This is a genomic window from Streptomyces sp. NRRL S-646, assembly GCF_000720765.1.
Taxonomy (GTDB): Bacteria; Actinomycetota; Actinomycetes; order Streptomycetales; family Streptomycetaceae; genus Streptomyces.
Genome location: NZ_JODC01000030.1, coordinates 44369 through 60519, shown reverse-complemented (window position 1 = coordinate 60519; position 16151 = coordinate 44369). Strand labels below are relative to the sequence as shown.

The following is a 16151-nucleotide window of genomic DNA, read 5'->3' as shown; positions in this document are numbered from 1 at the left end:
GGGTGTAGGAGACGGTGCGCCAGAGCGCGTCGAGGAGGTCGGACCGGTAGTCGGACCAGGGGACTTGGAAGAGGCCGGACATGTTCGCTCCCCTCACTGGCCGATGGACGGCGGCGTCCAGCTGCTCGGACGGTCCACACCGCGGCGCGCGGTGGCGACGTCGGCGGCGGGCTTGAGGAACTGCTCGGGGTCGCCGCCGCACTTCTTCACGAGCCTGGCCATCTCGCCGTTGGTGTACATGGCGTCGATCTGTGCGGAGATCGCCTTCTCCAACCTGGTGGCCTGCTTGGGGAGGTAGAAGCCGGTCTGGTACGGCTGGAAGTACGCGTAGGCGGGCCTGGCCTTGACCTCGGCGGCGGTCGGCGGTGTCAGGTACTCCGTCCTGATCTTCAAACTCGCCCGCTTCGGCCTCCTCGAGTACTTCGAAGCCGTCCTGACCCCGACCGAGCTCGGTGCCGCCAAGCCCGTCGCCTACGCCACCGCCTGCCGGTGGATGCGGACGGACCCCGCGCAGGCGGTCAACGTGGGCGACATGCTGGAAAGCGATGTGAACGCAGCCGCCCTCGCCGGCCTCACCGGCATCTGGCTGGACCGCGGCATCGACTTCGTCACCGGTGGACCATCGCCGACGGCAGACGAGACGGTGCTCCGCATCGATCGGCTCACCGACCTCCCCGACCACCTGTCACGCACGAACGCCTGACCGGCTCCCCACCCACCGAGGTCAACTCCCGGTGTATCAGATGGCGTTGACACTCTCACCGATCCGCGAAACGGTGAAGTTCCGTCGTGCCTGCCCGGAGGTCCGCCATGGCTCCGTCGTCAGCGCACCACTCCGACACCGGCATCGTCGAACGCGCGCGGACCGGCCAGGTACCGGTCTCTCACCCTCTACACGAAGAGCGTCCCCCCGAATCGACAGGCACGACCATCCGGTCGACAGGTCTGCCCCTCAGGACGGCTCCACGCCCCGAACCCGCGCCAGCACGTCACGGATCATCTCGGCGCTGATCATGAAGTGCTGCCGGGCGATCTCCTCCGCCCGCTCGGGCTCACCGCCCGCGATGGCCTCGTAGAGCGCCTTGTGGTCCTCGCCGCCGCGGTGGAAGTCGGTCCGTTCGCCCTTGCCCCAGGGTTCGACGGGGAAGCCGAGGCTGATCCGGGCGAGCAGGTCGCGGCTGAGCATGACGATCTGCGGGTTGCCCGTGGCGGTGCGGACGGCCTGGTGGAAGGCGCTGTCCGCGGTCTGTTCGTCGCGCGGTGTGCGGGCGGACAGGTAGGCGGTCAGGGCGTCCCGCATGGAGTCGACGTCCTCGGAGCTGCGGCGCCGGGCTGCCGTCGCGGCCACCATGCCCTCCACCAGCCCGCGCAGGTCGAAGAGCTGCTCGAACTCCTCCCAGCGGGGCACGAGTGTGTGGCGGACGGCGGCAGCGGTCGACTCGGTCCAGCTGTCGCGGACGTAGGCACCGCCGTTGCGGCCGCGGCGGATCTCGACGACACCGACGGCCTGCAGCCTGGCGATCGCCTCGCGCACGGTGGGGCGGCTGACCCGCAGCAGCTGGATCAACTCGCGTTCCACCGGGAGCCGTTCGCCCGGCAGGAAGTCTCCTACGGCGATCGCGGTGAGCAGCCGATCCGAGACCTCGTCGACGGCGGAGGCCACACGCACCGGGCGCAGTTCGGGCGAGGGTGCGCCGCCGAGGAGGACACGGTCGAGCACCCGCGAGAACTCGCCACCCGGTTCGGATGCCTCAGGTACGGATGTCAGCTGGTTCCCCCTTGTTCGCCGCTCTTGTTAACGCACGCGGGCCACGTAAACACGCCGTTACGTCTTGGCCCGGCCCCGCTAAAAGGTCTTGTGCGCTGACCATTTACCCAATCACTATCTCACCTATCCGTCACACCCACACCGTTTCAGCCAGCGGCCGGCTCGCACCGGCCGGTCTGGGAGGCTTCCTCGTGGCGATCCCCGAACCGAACCACACCGGAACCGTCGACTTCAACGGCTGTTCCACCTGGTACCGGATCACGGGCGAACCGGGCCGGACCCCCCTGGTGGTCCTGCACGGCGGGCCCGGCGCCGGTCACAACTACACACTCAGCATCGCGAACATCGCCCAGCAGGACCGCCAGGTGGTGCACTACGACCAGCTCGGCACCGGACTGTCCACCCATCTGCCCGACAAGGGTGCCGACTTCTGGACCGTCCAGCTCTTCCTCGACGAACTCGACAACCTCCTCAAGGCGTTGGGCATCGCCGACGGTTACCACCTGCTCGGCCAGTCCTGGGGCGGCATGCTCGCCGCCGAGCACGCCGTACGGCGCCCGACCGGACTGCGGGGTCTGGTCATCGCCAACTCCCCCGCGTCCATGGAGCTGTGGCTGAAGGCGGCGGCCGGACTGCGCGCCGAACTGCCTGTGGAGGTCCAGCACACCCTGCTCGCCCACGAGGCCGCCGGAACCACCGACGACCCCGCCTACCGCGCGGCCGAGCAGGTCTTCAACGAGCGCCATGTGTGCCGCCTGACGCCCAACCCGCCCGAAGTGCAGGCGACTTGGGACAACATCGCGGCCGATCCGACCGTGTACCACACCATGAACGGGCCGAACGAGTTCCATGTCGTCGGCACGCTCAAGGACTGGTCCGTCGTCGACCGGCTGCACCTGATCGACGTACCCACCCTGCTGGTGTCCGGCCGCTACGACGAGGCGACCCCCGAGACGCTGCGCCCCTTCGCCGACCACATCCCCGATGTGCGCTGGCACATGTTCGAGCACTCCAGCCACATGCCGCACGTCGAAGAAGAAGAGCTCTACCTCCGGGTCGTGGGCTCCTTCCTCGACTCCACCGACTGACCCCAACGGCCGTTCCCCCGACGGGAGTTCATTGCGATGTCCCGCAGCACGAGACGGGGCGCGCTCGCCGCCGCCACCGTCGCCCTCGCCCTGACCGCCGCCGCCTGTTCGTCCTCCGACGGCGGCTCCTCCGACAACCCGAGCGCGTCCGCCTCCGGCTCCGGGTCCTCCGCCTTCCAGCCGCAGCACAAGGGCGGCACCCTGAAGCTGATCGCCCATGCGGCCGCCGGCACCCTCGACCCACAGGTCAACTACACGCTCCAGTACTGGCAGTTGTACCAGTCGATGTACGACGGTCTGCTCGCGTTCAAGAAGGTCGGCGGCCAGGAGTCGTTCACCGTCGTCCCGGACCTGGCCGCGGCGATGCCGAAGGTGACCAACGGCGGCAGGACGTACACCTTCACGCTCCGCAAGGGCATCACCTTCTCCAACGGCAAGGCGCTGACCACCGATGACGTGGTGGCGTCCTTCCAGCGCATCTTCAAGGTCTCCAGCCCCACCGCCGGCACCTTCTACAACGGCATCGTCGGCGCCGACGCCTGCATCAAGAAGCCGGCCTCCTGCACCCTGTCCAAGGGCGTGATCGGCGACCCGAAGAGCAACACGGTCACCATCAACCTCACCGCCGCGGACTCCGAGTTCCCGTACAAACTGGCCGTCCCGCACGCCAGCGTCGTACCGAAGGATTCGCCCACGAAGGACGCCGGCACCAAGCCGCTGCCGTCGACCGGCGCGTACATGGCCGCCTCCTACGATCCGAACCGCGAGCTGAAGCTGGTGCGCAACCCGCACTTCAAGGAGTGGTCGCGGCAGGCGTCGCCGCAGGGCTATCCGGACGTCATCGACTACACCTTCGGGCAGACGGTGGAGTCCGAGGTCACCGCCGTCGAGAACGGCCAGGCGGACTGGATGTTCGACGCGCCGCCCACCGACCGGCTGGGCGAGATGGGCACCAAGTACGCCTCGCAGACGCATGTGAACCCGCTGACCGCGTTCTGGTACGCGACGCTGAACGTCAACATGGCTCCGTTCAACAACAAGTTGGCGCGTCAGGCCATCAACTACGCCGTCGACCGGGCGGCCGTGGTCCGGCTGTACGGCGGCACCAACCTCGCCTCTCCCGCGTGCACCATCCTGCCGCCGGGCTTCCCCGGGCACGTCGACTCGTGCGACTACACCAAGGGCGGCGGCACCACCTGGAAGGCCGCGGATCTCGCCAAGGCCAAGGAGCTGGTGAAGAAGTCCGGTACGGCCGGGCAGGAGGTCGGCATCGTCGTCCAGGACGACGACGTCAACAAGTCGATCGGGCAGTACCTGCAGAGCCTGCTCACCCAGCTCGGCTACAAGGCGAAGCTCAAGCCGCTGTCGCCGAACATCCAGTTCACCTACATCCAGAACACCAAGAACAAGGTGCAGTTGGCGCTGACGTCCTGGTACCAGGACTATCCGGCGGCCTCCGACTTCCTCAATGTGCTGCTGTCCTGCGCCTCGTTCCACCCCGGCAGCGACTCGAGCATCAACATCTCCGGCTTCTGCGACAAGGGCATCGACACGAAGATGCACACGGCGCTGAAGACCGCACAGACCGACCAGAAGAACGCCAACCAGCAGTGGGGCGCCATCGACCAGCAAGTCATGGCCGAGTCGCCGGTCGTCCCGCTGATCAACCCCAAGCTCGTCGACTTCACGTCGAAGCGGGTCGGCAACTACCAGTTCAGCAAGCAGTTCTACATGCTCGTCGGGCAGCTGTGGGTCAAATGACCACCTCAGAGCCCCTGTTGACCGCTGAGGCCCGGCGCTCGCCGGGCCCGTGGCGGACGGCCGCCGCCGACCTGGTGCGCAACAGGTCGGCGCTGGCCGCGGCCGTCGTCCTGCTCATCGTCGTCGTGGCCACGCTGTACGCACCGCTGTACGCGGCCCACATCGCCCACACCGACCCCTTCCAGTCCCACGTCTCCGGCACCACGGTGGTCGACGGGAAGACCGTGCCGGTGCTCACCCCGAGCAGCACCGGCCTCGGCCTCGGCGTCACGCCCATCGGCCCCACCTGGGACCCCGCCCACTACTTCCTCGGCGCCGACAACCAGGGCCGCGACGTCATGGCACGCCTGCTCTACGGCGGCCGTACGAGCCTGTTCATCGGTGTCACCGCGGCTCTGCTCACCTGCGTCGTCGGTACGGCCGTCGGGGTCGTCGCCGGGTACGCGGGCGGCGCCGTGGACTCCGTCATCTCCCGGATCCTGGACATCATTTGGGCCTTCCCGGTGTACCTGCTGGCCATCTGTCTGTCGGTGGTCCTGCTCACCAACGGGCTCAAGCTGGGCCCGCTCACCGTCGACGCGGGGAGCCTGTGGCTGCCCGTCGCGATCATCGCGGCGATCTATGTCCCGTACGTCGCACGGCCGTTGCGCGGTCAGGTGCTGGTGCTGCGCAACAAGGAGTTCATCCACGCGGCCGTCGGCTCCGGCGCGCCCACCCTGCGCATCCTGCGCCGGGAGGTGCTGCCGAACGTGCTGCCCACGGCGATCGTGTTCGTCCCGCTGATGACCGCGCTGGCCATGCTCACCGAGTCGGCGCTGTCCTTCCTGTCCGTCGGCGTGCAGCCGCCCGACGCCAGTTGGGGCACGATCATCGAGGACGGTCTGGGCCTGCTCTACACCCGCCCGACGGTGACGATCGCCCCCGGTCTGCTGATCGCGCTCACCACGGCGGCCCTCAACGTCCTGGGCGACGGGGTACGCGACGCGCTCGACCCGAGCGCCCGGCTGCGCGGAGGGGTGTGACGCTGCCATGCTGTCCTTCGCGCTCAAGCGGTTCGGCTCGGCCCTGCTGGTGATGTTCGCGATCAGCGTCCTGGTGTTCCTGATCTTCTTCGCCACTCCGGGAGTCGACCCCGCGGCACGCATCGCGGGCCGCAACGCCGACCCCGCCATCCTCGCCCAGGTGCGGCACTCCTTCGGCCTCGACCGCCCGATGCCGATCCGCTATCTGCTGATGATGCGTCACCTCCTCGTCGACCGCGACCTGGAGTCCTTCGTCAACCGCGGCGCCCGGGTCATCCCGCAGATCGTGCAGGCCACCCCCGTGACCCTGTCGCTGGTCGTCGGCGCCGCGGTGATCTGGATGGTGGCCGGCATCCTCATGGGCACGGCCGCGGCAACTCTGCGCGGCAAGGCGGCCGACCCGCTGATCATGCTCGTGGGCGTGGTCGGCGTCTCGCTGCCCGCCTACTGGCTCGGCGAGGTCGTCAACCTCATCACCCAGAAGCAGCTGCACAGTTCGGTCTTCTCCTGGGTACCACCGCCCGGCTACGTCGGCCTGAGTCAGGACCCGGGCCAGTGGGCGCTGCACATGCTCTTCCCCTGGCTGACGCTGGCCCTGCTGTACGCCGGGATCTACGCCCGCCTCCTGCGCGGCGAGGTCATCACCGCCCTGAACGAGGACTACGTCCGCACGGCCCGCGCCAAGGGCCTGTCCGAGCGCCGGATCCTGCTGCGCCACGCCCTGCGCTGCTCGCTGATCCCGATCGTGTCGCTGTTCGGCCTGGACTTCGGCGCCCTCGTGGGCGGCGCGGCGCTGCTCACCGAGGTGGTCTTCGGCCTGCCCGGCATCGGCAAGCTCACCTTCGACGCCCTGCAGAACCTCGACCTGCCCGTGATCATGGGGACCGTTCTGTACGCGGCCTTCTTCGTGGTCCTCGCCAACGCCCTGGTGGACATCCTGTACGCGCGACTCGACCCGAGGGCCCGCCATGCCTGAACCCCTGCTGGACGTACGCGACCTGCGGGTCTCCTTCCGCACCCGCACCGGCCCGGTCACGGCCGTCGACGGCCTCTCCTTCACCGTCGCACCCGGCGAAGTCCTGGGCGTGGTGGGCGAGTCGGGCTCCGGCAAGAGCGTGTCGATGCTGGCCGTCCTGCGCCTGCTGACCAATCCCAACGTCACGGTGTCGGGCGAAGTCCACTTCCGTGGCCGCGACTTGCTCGCCCTTCCCGACAAGGAGATGCGTGCGATACGGGGCCGGGAGGTCGCCATGGTCTTCCAGGACCCGATGACCGCGCTGACCCCCGTGTACACGGTCGGCTGGCAGATCGCCGAGCAGATACGTGCGCACGAGCAGGTGTCCCGCAAGGCGGCGCAGGCCCGCGCGGTCCAGCTGCTCTCCGACGTCGGCATCCCCGACGCGGCCTCCCGGGTGAACGCCTACCCGCACGAGTTCTCCGGCGGCATGCGCCAGCGCGCGGTCATCGCGATGGCCCTCTCCTGCAGCCCCGCACTGCTCATCGCCGACGAACCGACGACTGCGCTGGATGTCACCGTCCAGGCCCAGATCCTCGACCTGATGCGGGAGTTGAACGCCGGCGGCGCGGCCGTCGTGCTCATCACGCACGACATGGGGGTGGTCTCCCAGATCGCCGACCGGGTCCTGGTGATGTACGGAGGCCGGGCGGCCGAGGAGGGCCCGCGCCGGGCGGTGTTCCACGGTCCCCGGCACCCCTACACCTGGGGCCTGCTGGACTCGGTGCCCCGCGTCGGCGGTCCCCGGCTGCGACGGCTGCCCACCATCGCGGGCATGCCGGTCTCGCCCGGCGGCCTTCCGGAGGGATGCGCGTTCGCACCGCGCTGCCGGCTGCGTCACGAGCGGTGCGAGGAGCGCCCCGCGCTGTCCGGCGACAGCCACCGCGACGCCTGCTGGCTGCCACCGGACGACCGCGCGGCGCTGCGCCTGACGGCACGGGTGGCGGCGACCGGCCCGGCGGACACGAACACGGAGGCGGGAGCGACCGGCCCGGCGGACATCGACACGGAGGCGGCGAAGTGACGGCACAGGACATCGTGGCGGTGGACGAGGACGCGCCTCCCGCGGGCGACGTCCTGCTGCGCGCCACGGACGTCACCAAGCACTACCCACTCACCCGCCGCCGCAAGGTCCTACGAGCCGTGGACGGAGTGTCGCTCGACGTCCACACCGGCGAAACCCTCGGCATCGTCGGCGAGTCGGGCTGCGGCAAGTCCACCCTGGGCCGCTGCCTGGTCCGGCTCACCGAACTCACCGGCGGCCGGGTCGAGTTCGACGGGCAGGACATCAGCACCCTGTCCACGCGCCGACTGCGGCCCGTGCGCCCGGGCATGCAGCTGGTCTTCCAGGACCCGCAGGCCTCGCTCAACCCCCGCCGCCGCGCCGGCGACATCGTGGCCGAGCCGCTGCTCGTGCACCGCTACGGCGACGCCGCCACCGTCCGCCGCCGGGTCGCCGAGCTCTTCGACGTCGTAGGACTGGCCGCGGCGCACCTGGACCGCTATCCGCACGAGTTCTCCGGCGGTCAGCGCCAACGCATCGGAATCGCCCGGGCGTTGGCCACCAACCCGAAGCTGATCGTCGCCGACGAGCCGGTGTCCGCGCTCGACGTGTCGATCCAGGCCCAGGTGCTGAACCTCTTCGCCGACCTCCAGGAGGAGTTCGCGCTCACCTACGTCTTCATCGCGCACGACCTCGGCGTGGTCCGCCATGTGTCGGACCGGATCGCCGTCATGTACCTCGGCGAGATCGTCGAACTCGCCGGTACGGAAGCCCTGTTCGAGGCCCCGGCCCACCCCTACACACAGGCACTGCTGTCCGCGGTGCCGGACATCGACGACGGCAGCGCGCCGGACGCACCACCCAGGGAACGCATCGTCCTCACCGGCGAGGTACCCAACCCGGTGGACAAGCCGACGGGCTGCCCCTTCCGCACCCGCTGCCCGTACGCACGCGAACGCTGCGCCGTGGAGCGCCCCCGGCTCGCACCGACGCCCGCAGGACGCCGCGTTGCCTGCCACTACCCACTGACCGACTGACCGCCGGGTCTGCCGCACGATCTTCTGACCGCCGCGTAGAGCCGCGAGGTACGTAGTGAACTCGCCCACCGTCGACGACAACGGCCGCTGTTGTCCGCGCGTTGTTGTCCGCCGTCACCGGCCCGACACCGGACATCCGGATCGCCGTAGACAGGTTCCCGTGACAGGGCGCAGGTCTCCGGGCAGCACGGGGTGGCCCGCGCCGAACGACCGAAGGAGTGATTGGTGAACCTCACACGACTGACCATGCGTGCGGGCTTGGTGGCCGGCACCGCCGCGCTGGGACTGGGCGCCCTCTTCGCGCCCTCCGCCGGCGCGGCCACCCCGCCGGACTCCATCAGCAAGGGGGACAGTGGCCACGGGGTCTGGTGTGTCCAGCACGCAGTCAACAGCTACTACAAGACGTACTACGGCAGGCACAGCGGAGTGATCGCGGAGGACGGCCAGTTCGGCACCAGTACTGCCGACTGGGTTGCGTGGTACCAGGGCCGGCACGGGCTGCCCTCCGACAGCGTCGTAGGGCACCGAACCGGGTACTACATGATCATCGATGACGGCTGGTACGGCAGCTACTGCAGGTCCTACGTCCCGCACTGAGTGTCGGATGCTGCCGCCGGCTGCCGTGGGGCGGCCGGCGGCAGCCTCGGTTCCTCCTCTCCCTCCCGTCATGCTCACCGAGGTGGGCAGACACGGTGGAAGGGCGCTCCAGGAACGAATTGAGTCCACTGGTCCTCGGTCAGGGAATCGCCGGTCGCGGCGCAGATCCCCTGTATCGCTCGGACGGGGTCCAGCCTCCACAGCCGCACGGTGTGGTCGTCACTCGCGCTCGCAAGGGTGTGGCCGTCCGGGCTGAAGGCCACGTCGTCGATCGGCCCGGTGTGTCCGACGAGCGCGGTGCCCAGCTGGGACGGGTGGTCCGGGTCGGTGAGGTTCCACAGGTCCACGGTGTGGTCGTCGCTGCTGCTGGCCAGGGTGTGACCGTCGGGGCTGAAGGCGACCGCGTACACGAAGCTGGTGTGACCGGTCAGGGGCTCGGCCAGGGCCAGCGGCCGTGCCGGGTCGGTGACGTCCCACAGCCGTACCGTGTGGTCGACGTTGGCCGTGGCCAGGGTCCGGCCGTCAGGGCTGAACGCCACCCCGTACACCCCGCCGCTGCGGACGGCGAGAGGGCGGCCCAGCGGGACGGGCCTCGCCGGACGGGTCACGTCCCAGAGGCGGGTGGTGTCGTCCGCGGAAGCTGTGGCCAGCACGTGCCCTCGTGGGCTGAACGCGACAGCGGTGACCGGTCCGGTGTGAACGCTGAGCGGCTCGCCCAGGCCGGTGGCGTTCGCCGGATGCGAGACGTCCCACAGGCGGACCTGCCGGTCGTGCAGGCCCGCGCTCGCCAGTGTCCGGCCGTCCGGGCTGAAGGAGACCGAGTTGACCTCGCCCTGATGGCCGGTGAGCGGCTGTCCCACGAGGACGGCCCCTGCGGGGTCGGTGACGTCCCACAGCCGGATGGTGCCGTCCCGGCTGGCGCTGGCCAGGAGCCTGCCGTCGCGGCTGAACGCAAGTTTCCGAACGGCGTTGTGATGCCCGGTGAGAGGGCGGCCGAGGGGCGTGGGCCGGGCCGGGTCGGCGACGTTCCACAAGCGGACGGTGCTGTCGGTGCTGCCGCTGGCAAGGATGTGCCGTGCGGGGCTGAACGCCACGGTGTTGACGTAACTCGGGTCGGTGACAAGGGTGTCCGGGAGGCGCCAGAGCCTGACGGTGTGGTCGGCCCCGGCCGAGGCAAGGCTGTGCCCGTCGGGGCTGAACGCCAGCCAGTAGACGTATTCGGTGTGACCGGTGAGGGGCTGCCCGATCGGGACGGGGGCGGAGGGGTCCATGACGTTCCACAGGCGGACGGTGTGGTCCGCTCCGGCGGTGGCCAGGACGTGTCCGTCGGGGCTGAAGGCGACCGCGTACACGGTGTCGTGGTGAGCGGTCAAAGGTGCTCCGAGCGACACCGGGTCGGCCGGGTCCGCGACGTTCCACAGGCGGACGGTGCGGTCGTTGCCCACGCCCGCCAGGACATGGCTGTCGGGGCTGAAGGCGACGGCGTAGACCGTGTCCTTGAAGCCGGTGAGCCGTCTCAGACGTTGTGGGTGGGCGGGGTCGGCGACGTTCCACAGCCGGATGGTGTGATCGTGTCCCGCGCTGGCGAGGGTGCGGCCGTCGGGACTGAACGCGGCCGAGGCCACGGCACCGCGGTCGTGGCCCCTCAGCGGTTGTCCGAGCCGCTCGGGGCGGGCCGGATCGGCGACGTCCCACAACCGGACAGTGCCGTCGTCGCTCGCGCTGGCGAGCGTGTGTCCGTCCCGGCTGAAGGAGACGGAGAAGACGTAACTCGCATGGCCGGTCAGCGGCGGCCCCCAGGGCGAGGGGTGTGCCGGGCGGGTGACGTTCCACAGCCGGACGGTGCGGTCGCGCCCGGCGGATGCCAGGGTGTGGCCGTCGGGGCTGAAGGCGAGCCAGTAGACCCACTGGCTGTGGCTGGCGACGGGGCGGCCGAGTGGCACCGGGTCGGCCGGGTTCGCGACGTTCCACAGGCGGATCATGCCGTCCGCTCCCGCCGCAGCCAGGGTACGGCGGTCGGGGCTGTACGCCACCGCGTACACGGTGCCGCTACCGGCGGCCAGGGGCCTGGACAGCGGGGTGCCGGCGGCGCTGATCAGGTCGGTGCGCAGCTGCGGCTGCGGGCGGATGTGGTACGCGGCGATGTCCAGTTGGGCGGCGAGCGAAGGGTCGGACTCCCGTAACTGGCCGGCCTCGGCCTGCGCCTCTCCCGCGATGGCGTTGTTGCGCTCGGCCTGGGCGGTCGCGCTCTTCTTGAACGCCACGGCGGCGGCCACGGACGCGACGAGTGCGAGGACGCACACGGCGGCGATTGCGGCGCGGCGCAGCCGGGCCGCGCGGCCCGCGTGCCGGACGGACGCGGTGAGGAACTCCTCGACGCGGGGGCCGGGGACCAGTGCGTCGCCGCGGGTGGCGGCCCACTGACGCGCCGCGGCCAGGACGCCGCCCCGGTACAGGGCGCCGGGGTCGCGTCCCTGCCGTTGCCAGACAGCGGCTGCCTCGGTGATCTGCTGGTGCATGAGGAGACCGGCCCGGTCCTCGTCGATCCAGCGGCGCAGTCTGGGCCATGCGTGCAGAAGCGCCTCGTGGGTGATCTCGGCGCCGTCCCGGTCCAGGGTGACCAGCCTCGCCCCGGCCAGCAGGTCCAGCACGGCGCCGGTGTCCGGGCCGAGGTCCTCACGCGCTACGGGCCGTTTGACGTCGTCGGTGCCGTCTCCGGGGGCCACCATCCGCAGCAGGACGGAACGGGTGAGTCGCTGCTGCTCGGCGGTCAGCTGCTGGTAGAGGGTCTCGGCGGTGTTGGCCAGGGCGTGTGTGATGCCGCCCGCGGCCTCGTATCCGCTCAGGGTGAGCGTGTTGCCGCGGCGGCGCAGCCAGGTTTCCCGCAGGGCGTGGGAGACCAGCGGCAGGACGTTGGCTTGTCCGGTGGCCTCTGCCACGACGCGGGCCAGCAGGGCTGTCTCTACGGCGCATTCGGAGCGGACGGCCGGCTGGCTGACGGCCCGGCGAAGTTCCTCTGTCGACATGGGGCCGACGAGTAACTGAGCGTCCTGCAGGGCCGTGACGAGTTCGGGGTGTTCGGAGCAGCTCGCGTAGAAGTCGGCCCTGACGCCGATGATCACGCGGGTACGGCTGTTGGCGGCCTGGGCCGCCGTGAGTAACGCGGTGACGAAGCGGTCGCGTTCCTCCTTGCTCCGGCAGAGGGTGAAGACCTCTTCGAACTGGTCCACGACCAGCAGCAGATCCGTGCCGTCGGGACAGTCCGCCGTGGCCAGCGCCTGCAGCACTGCTTGGTGCAGGGCCCGGGCACCGCCGCTCAACTCCCTGTGCAGTGCCGGGGCGCTGCCCCCGGCGAAGGCCGCGAGACGGGCCGCGCACTCCTCCAGCGGATGTGCTCCCGGGGTGAACAGCAGGGTCGGCCATCCGGGGCCGCCGTCTGGGCCGCCCGCGTTCAGGCGCGGGACCAGACCGGCCCGCAGCAGTGAGGACTTGCCCGATCCCGACGCGCCGAACACCGCGATGAACCGATCGGTGCGGACCCGGGTGACCAGGTCGTCCGTGAGTCTTTCGCGTCCGAAGTACCGGGAGGCGTCCTCCGGCTGGAAAGCCGCAAGGCCCACATAGGGGCATGGCCGGTCCTGTTCCGGCTCCCCGTGGGCCCGCCCGTCCGGCGACGCGGGGGTGAGGCCCGCGGCGACCTCGTGCCAGCGCGCTCTCCATTCTTCCTCGTCGCCCCCACAGGCCCGGACGAAGGCGAGGGTGACCTCCAGACTGGGCAGTCTTCGGCCCCCGGCTGCGTCCGCGAGCGTGGTCGACGAGTAATGCGCCTTCGCCGCGAGTTGCCGGTAGGTGGGCTTCCCCGCTTTGTCCCGCAGGAGGCGCAGCCCCGCGGCGAAGTCGGTCAATGGGCTGCCGTCGTCCTCCAACGGCTGTTCTTTCCTTGGCACTTGTCTTGTCCCCCGGGTCGTGAAGTGACGCGTCGAGCCTATTGTCCGGAGCCCGTTGTCCGGGGCTTCTTGACCGACACCGGACAACGCAGGGTGCCGTAGAACCGACGTGGCGACAGCGGACACGGGGGTGCCGCTGACGCCGTCCCGGGGGCGAAGCACCGGTCGTACAGCCGAAATGAATGCCGTGTGAACGCTCATCCGGATTTCACCTTCCCTTTCTCCCTGAACGTGAGGAGTTCCGGACATGCTGACGAACACTCCTGCAACCCGGCGCCCGATGCGGCGCTCCCGCCGAGCCGTTGTCGGTCTGCTGACCGCCGCGGTCGCGGCCGGTGCGCTGGCGGCCGTGCCGGGCCCGGCTTCAGCGGCCGCCTCGTCGGCGGTCGGGCCGGCCGCCACCTCAGCGCAGATCAAGCTGGCCCAGCGCGACCTGAACGGCCTGGCCTACGACGCCGGTGGTGTGGACGGTGTCAGCGGCCCCAAGACCAAGGCGGCGACGCAGTCCTTCCAGAGCGACCGGTGCCTCGGGGCCGACGGCGTCATCGGCCCGCAGACGCTCGCCGGACTCACGTCCATGGTCAAGCAGGTGCAGGCCAAGGCCGGAGCCCCGGCGGGCGGCGACTACGGCACGGCCACGACGAACGCAGTGAAGCGTTACCAGGCCGCCCACCACCTCTCGGCGGACGGCATCGCCGGAGAGCAGACGATGAAGACCATGGGCATCGAGCGGCTCGTCAAGAGCTGCCACGCCACGACCGCGCTCCGGGCCAGGATCGTGAAGACCGCCAAGAGCCAGATCGGAGTCACCGCCGACTCCCACGAGTGCGTTCCCGGCAAGCCGTACAGCGTGTGCACCGAGTGGTGTGCGGCCTTCGCCACCTGGGTCTGGCGGCAGTCCGGTGTCGACATCCCCTTCATCAAGTACGTGCCCAGCGTCTACGACTGGGCCGTCGCGCACCACAAGTGGGTCGGCACCAGCGGCCTGGGCACCGTCAAGCCCGGAGACCTCATCATCTTCGGCAGCGCCCACAACCGCTACCACATCGGCGTCGTCGACCAGGTCAGCGGTGGGACCGTCCGCGTCGTCTCGGGCAACACGTCCAACCCCGCCCGCCCCGGCCAGTACGGCGTCTACGACAAGAGCTACGCGCTGTCCGGCTCGGTCTTCTACGGCCTGGTACGCCCGTAACGGGCGAAGCCCGGCTGTCCCCCGGTCCCTGCCCGGTGCCTCCGGCGCCGCAGGGGCCGGCGCACGGCGTCGCCGGGCCTGGACGGACCAGCGACGCCGGCCATGACCGACCACAAAGCCAGAACGGAGAGACAGCGATGACGTATCCCCACGCCCGCATCGGCGCGGTGGGCAGGGCCGGGTGGCGGGTCCGCGCTGCGGCGGTGCTCGCCGCCGGACTCACGACCCTGTGCACCGCAGTCCACGGCGTGGCGCACGCGGACACCACCGCGGCCACCGGGGCAGCCCGCTCCACGGTCCAGGTGCACGGGCTCGACGTGAGCGGCCACAACCCCCATGTCGACTGGAAAGCGACGGCCGCCAAGGGCGCCGCCTTCGCCTACGTGAAGGCGACCGAAGGGGTCAGCTACACCAGCAGCTATTTCGCACAGCAGTACAGCGGGGCGGCCGGCGCCGGTCTGATCCGCGGCGCCTACCACTTCGCCCGCCCGGACGCCTCCGGCGGACGTGCGCAGGCCGACTACTTCTTGGCCCACGGCGGCATATGGAAGCGCGACGGCAAGACCCTCCCCGGAGCCCTGGACATCGAGGCCAAGGCGCAAGGCGACCCCTGCTGGGGGCTCAGCCGCACCGCGATGACCGGCTGGATCGCGGCGTTCGTGAACGAGTACCACGCCCGGACGGGCCGCCACCCGGTGATCTACACCGCCGCCGGCTGGTGGGCGGCCTGCACCGGGAACTACCGGGGCTTCGGCAGGACCGACCCGCTGTGGATCGTCAACCAGTCCGGTACACCCACCCCGCTGCCCGCCGGCTGGAACACCTACACGCTCTGGCAGACCGCCGCCTCGGGGGCCTTCCCGGGGGACCAGGATGTCTTCAACGGCACTCTGAAGGACCTGAAGACCTTCGCCCTGGGTGACTACACGCCTCCGCCGCCGTCTCCCAGCTGGCCTCTGGTGCAGCAGGGCCAGGCAGGCCGACAGGTGACCACCGTCCAGTACCTGCTCGCCGCCCACGGAGCGCCCCTTACGGCGGACGGCCGGTTCGGGGCCGGAACCCGGGACGCCGTGATCACCTTCCAGAGGGCCCAGGGACTGACCCCCGACGGCATCGTGGGACCGAACACCTGGCAGCGCCTGGTCGTCACCGTGCAGCAGGGCAACACCGGCGCGGCTGTGCGGGCGGTCCAGGCCGAGCTGAAGGCCCATGGCGCGGCTGTCACGGTGGACGGCCGGTTCGGGGCCGGAACCCGGGACACCGTCATCGCCTTCCAGAAGTTCAGAGGGCTGACTCCGGACGGCACCGTAGGCCCCAGCACTTGGATGAATCTGGTGAGTTGGTAGGGCAGCCGAGGCGCCCGGTCCACCTGTCGTGTGTCATCGAGCTCCCTGTCGTCCACAACCATCACGACACCGGGGGGCACGGGATCGGCCTGGTCTCGTCCACCGTCTTGTCGCCGCGGAGCGACATCGGCGCCCGCAGCCGGCTCGAACGGCTCGTCCGAAGTCTGCCCGTCGGCCGGCGGTCGGACGAGGTGCGCCGTCGGGAAGCCTTCCTGCGTTCCGGTGCCGCGAGTCGGGCTCGACCGGTGGCGTGAGGGGGGAGCGCGGGTGTGAGCCCTGCGGTCGGCAGGCCCCGACAAGCGACTCAACGTCATTGCGTCATTCTCGCGGTCTCGGGAGGGACGGCCGGTGGTGCGGCGGGAGGGCCCGCCGCCG

General features: G+C 70.3%; 13 protein-coding genes. 10 read left to right on the top strand and 3 right to left on the bottom strand.

What is annotated here, in order from left to right:
* Nucleotides 1-93: 93 nt before the first annotated feature.
* Nucleotides 94-393 (bottom strand): hypothetical protein, encoded by a 300-nt coding sequence (locus IH68_RS0144860; RefSeq protein WP_030948411.1) that lies wholly within the window; start codon nt 391-393, stop codon nt 94-96.
* Between IH68_RS0144860 and IH68_RS50900 the strand changes: the two genes are divergently transcribed.
* Nucleotides 344-703 (top strand): HAD family hydrolase, encoded by a 360-nt coding sequence (locus IH68_RS50900; protein WP_030948409.1) that lies wholly within the window; start codon nt 344-346, stop codon nt 701-703. The two genes, IH68_RS0144860 and IH68_RS50900, sit on opposite strands and share 50 nt — an antisense overlap.
* Nucleotides 704-952: 249 nt before the next feature.
* Here the strand turns inward: IH68_RS50900 and IH68_RS0144850 are convergent, their stop codons facing one another.
* A complete protein-coding gene (locus tag IH68_RS0144850) occupies nt 953-1720 on the bottom strand; it encodes a FadR/GntR family transcriptional regulator (RefSeq protein ID WP_037886314.1) in 768 nt (255 codons plus the stop codon).
* Nucleotides 1721-1959: 239 nt separating this feature from the next.
* On the opposite strand from IH68_RS0144850, the gene IH68_RS0144845 reads away from it, so the two are divergent.
* From IH68_RS0144845 to IH68_RS0144815, 7 genes are all read left to right on the top strand, one after another.
* Nucleotides 1960-2856: a proline iminopeptidase-family hydrolase gene (locus tag IH68_RS0144845; RefSeq protein ID WP_030948402.1), complete on the top strand. Its 897-nt coding sequence runs from the start codon at nt 1960-1962 to the stop codon at nt 2854-2856.
* A 36-nt stretch (nt 2857-2892) separates the two neighbouring features.
* Nucleotides 2893-4617: an ABC transporter substrate-binding protein gene (locus tag IH68_RS0144840; RefSeq protein ID WP_030948400.1), complete on the top strand. Its 1725-nt coding sequence runs from the start codon at nt 2893-2895 to the stop codon at nt 4615-4617.
* Nucleotides 4614-5639, top strand: a complete 1026-nt coding sequence (locus IH68_RS0144835) for an ABC transporter permease (protein WP_030948397.1) — start codon at nt 4614-4616, stop codon at nt 5637-5639. The genes IH68_RS0144840 and IH68_RS0144835 overlap by 4 nt, the downstream gene beginning before the upstream one ends.
* A gap of 7 nt (nt 5640-5646) precedes the next feature.
* A complete protein-coding gene (locus IH68_RS0144830) occupies nt 5647-6615 on the top strand; it encodes an ABC transporter permease (protein ID WP_030948394.1) in 969 nt (322 codons plus the stop codon).
* Nucleotides 6608-7678, top strand: coding sequence for an ABC transporter ATP-binding protein (locus IH68_RS0144825; RefSeq protein ID WP_078912900.1), 1071 nt, complete (start codon nt 6608-6610; stop codon nt 7676-7678). The genes IH68_RS0144830 and IH68_RS0144825 overlap by 8 nt, the downstream gene beginning before the upstream one ends.
* Nucleotides 7675-8694, top strand: a complete 1020-nt coding sequence (locus IH68_RS0144820; protein WP_078912899.1) for an ABC transporter ATP-binding protein — start codon at nt 7675-7677, stop codon at nt 8692-8694. Before IH68_RS0144825 ends, IH68_RS0144820 begins: the two co-directional genes overlap by 4 nt.
* A gap of 225 nt (nt 8695-8919) precedes the next feature.
* Nucleotides 8920-9291, top strand: coding sequence for a peptidoglycan-binding domain-containing protein (locus IH68_RS0144815; RefSeq protein WP_051834046.1), 372 nt, complete (start codon nt 8920-8922; stop codon nt 9289-9291).
* Between the two features lie 74 nt (nt 9292-9365).
* Here the strand turns inward: IH68_RS0144815 and IH68_RS0144810 are convergent, their stop codons facing one another.
* Nucleotides 9366-13238, bottom strand: coding sequence for a helix-turn-helix domain-containing protein (locus tag IH68_RS0144810; RefSeq protein WP_030948383.1), 3873 nt, complete (start codon nt 13236-13238; stop codon nt 9366-9368).
* Between the two features lie 247 nt (nt 13239-13485).
* On the opposite strand from IH68_RS0144810, the gene IH68_RS0144805 reads away from it, so the two are divergent.
* Both IH68_RS0144805 and IH68_RS52465 read left to right on the top strand, forming a co-directional pair.
* Nucleotides 13486-14430: a peptidoglycan-binding protein gene (locus IH68_RS0144805; RefSeq protein ID WP_234341799.1), complete on the top strand. Its 945-nt coding sequence runs from the start codon at nt 13486-13488 to the stop codon at nt 14428-14430.
* Nucleotides 14431-14567: 137 nt separating this feature from the next.
* On the top strand, nt 14568-15776 hold the full coding sequence (locus IH68_RS52465) for a GH25 family lysozyme (RefSeq protein ID WP_063763599.1): 1209 nt from the start codon (nt 14568-14570) through the stop codon (nt 15774-15776).
* The last annotated feature ends 375 nt before the right edge of the window (nt 15777-16151 follow it).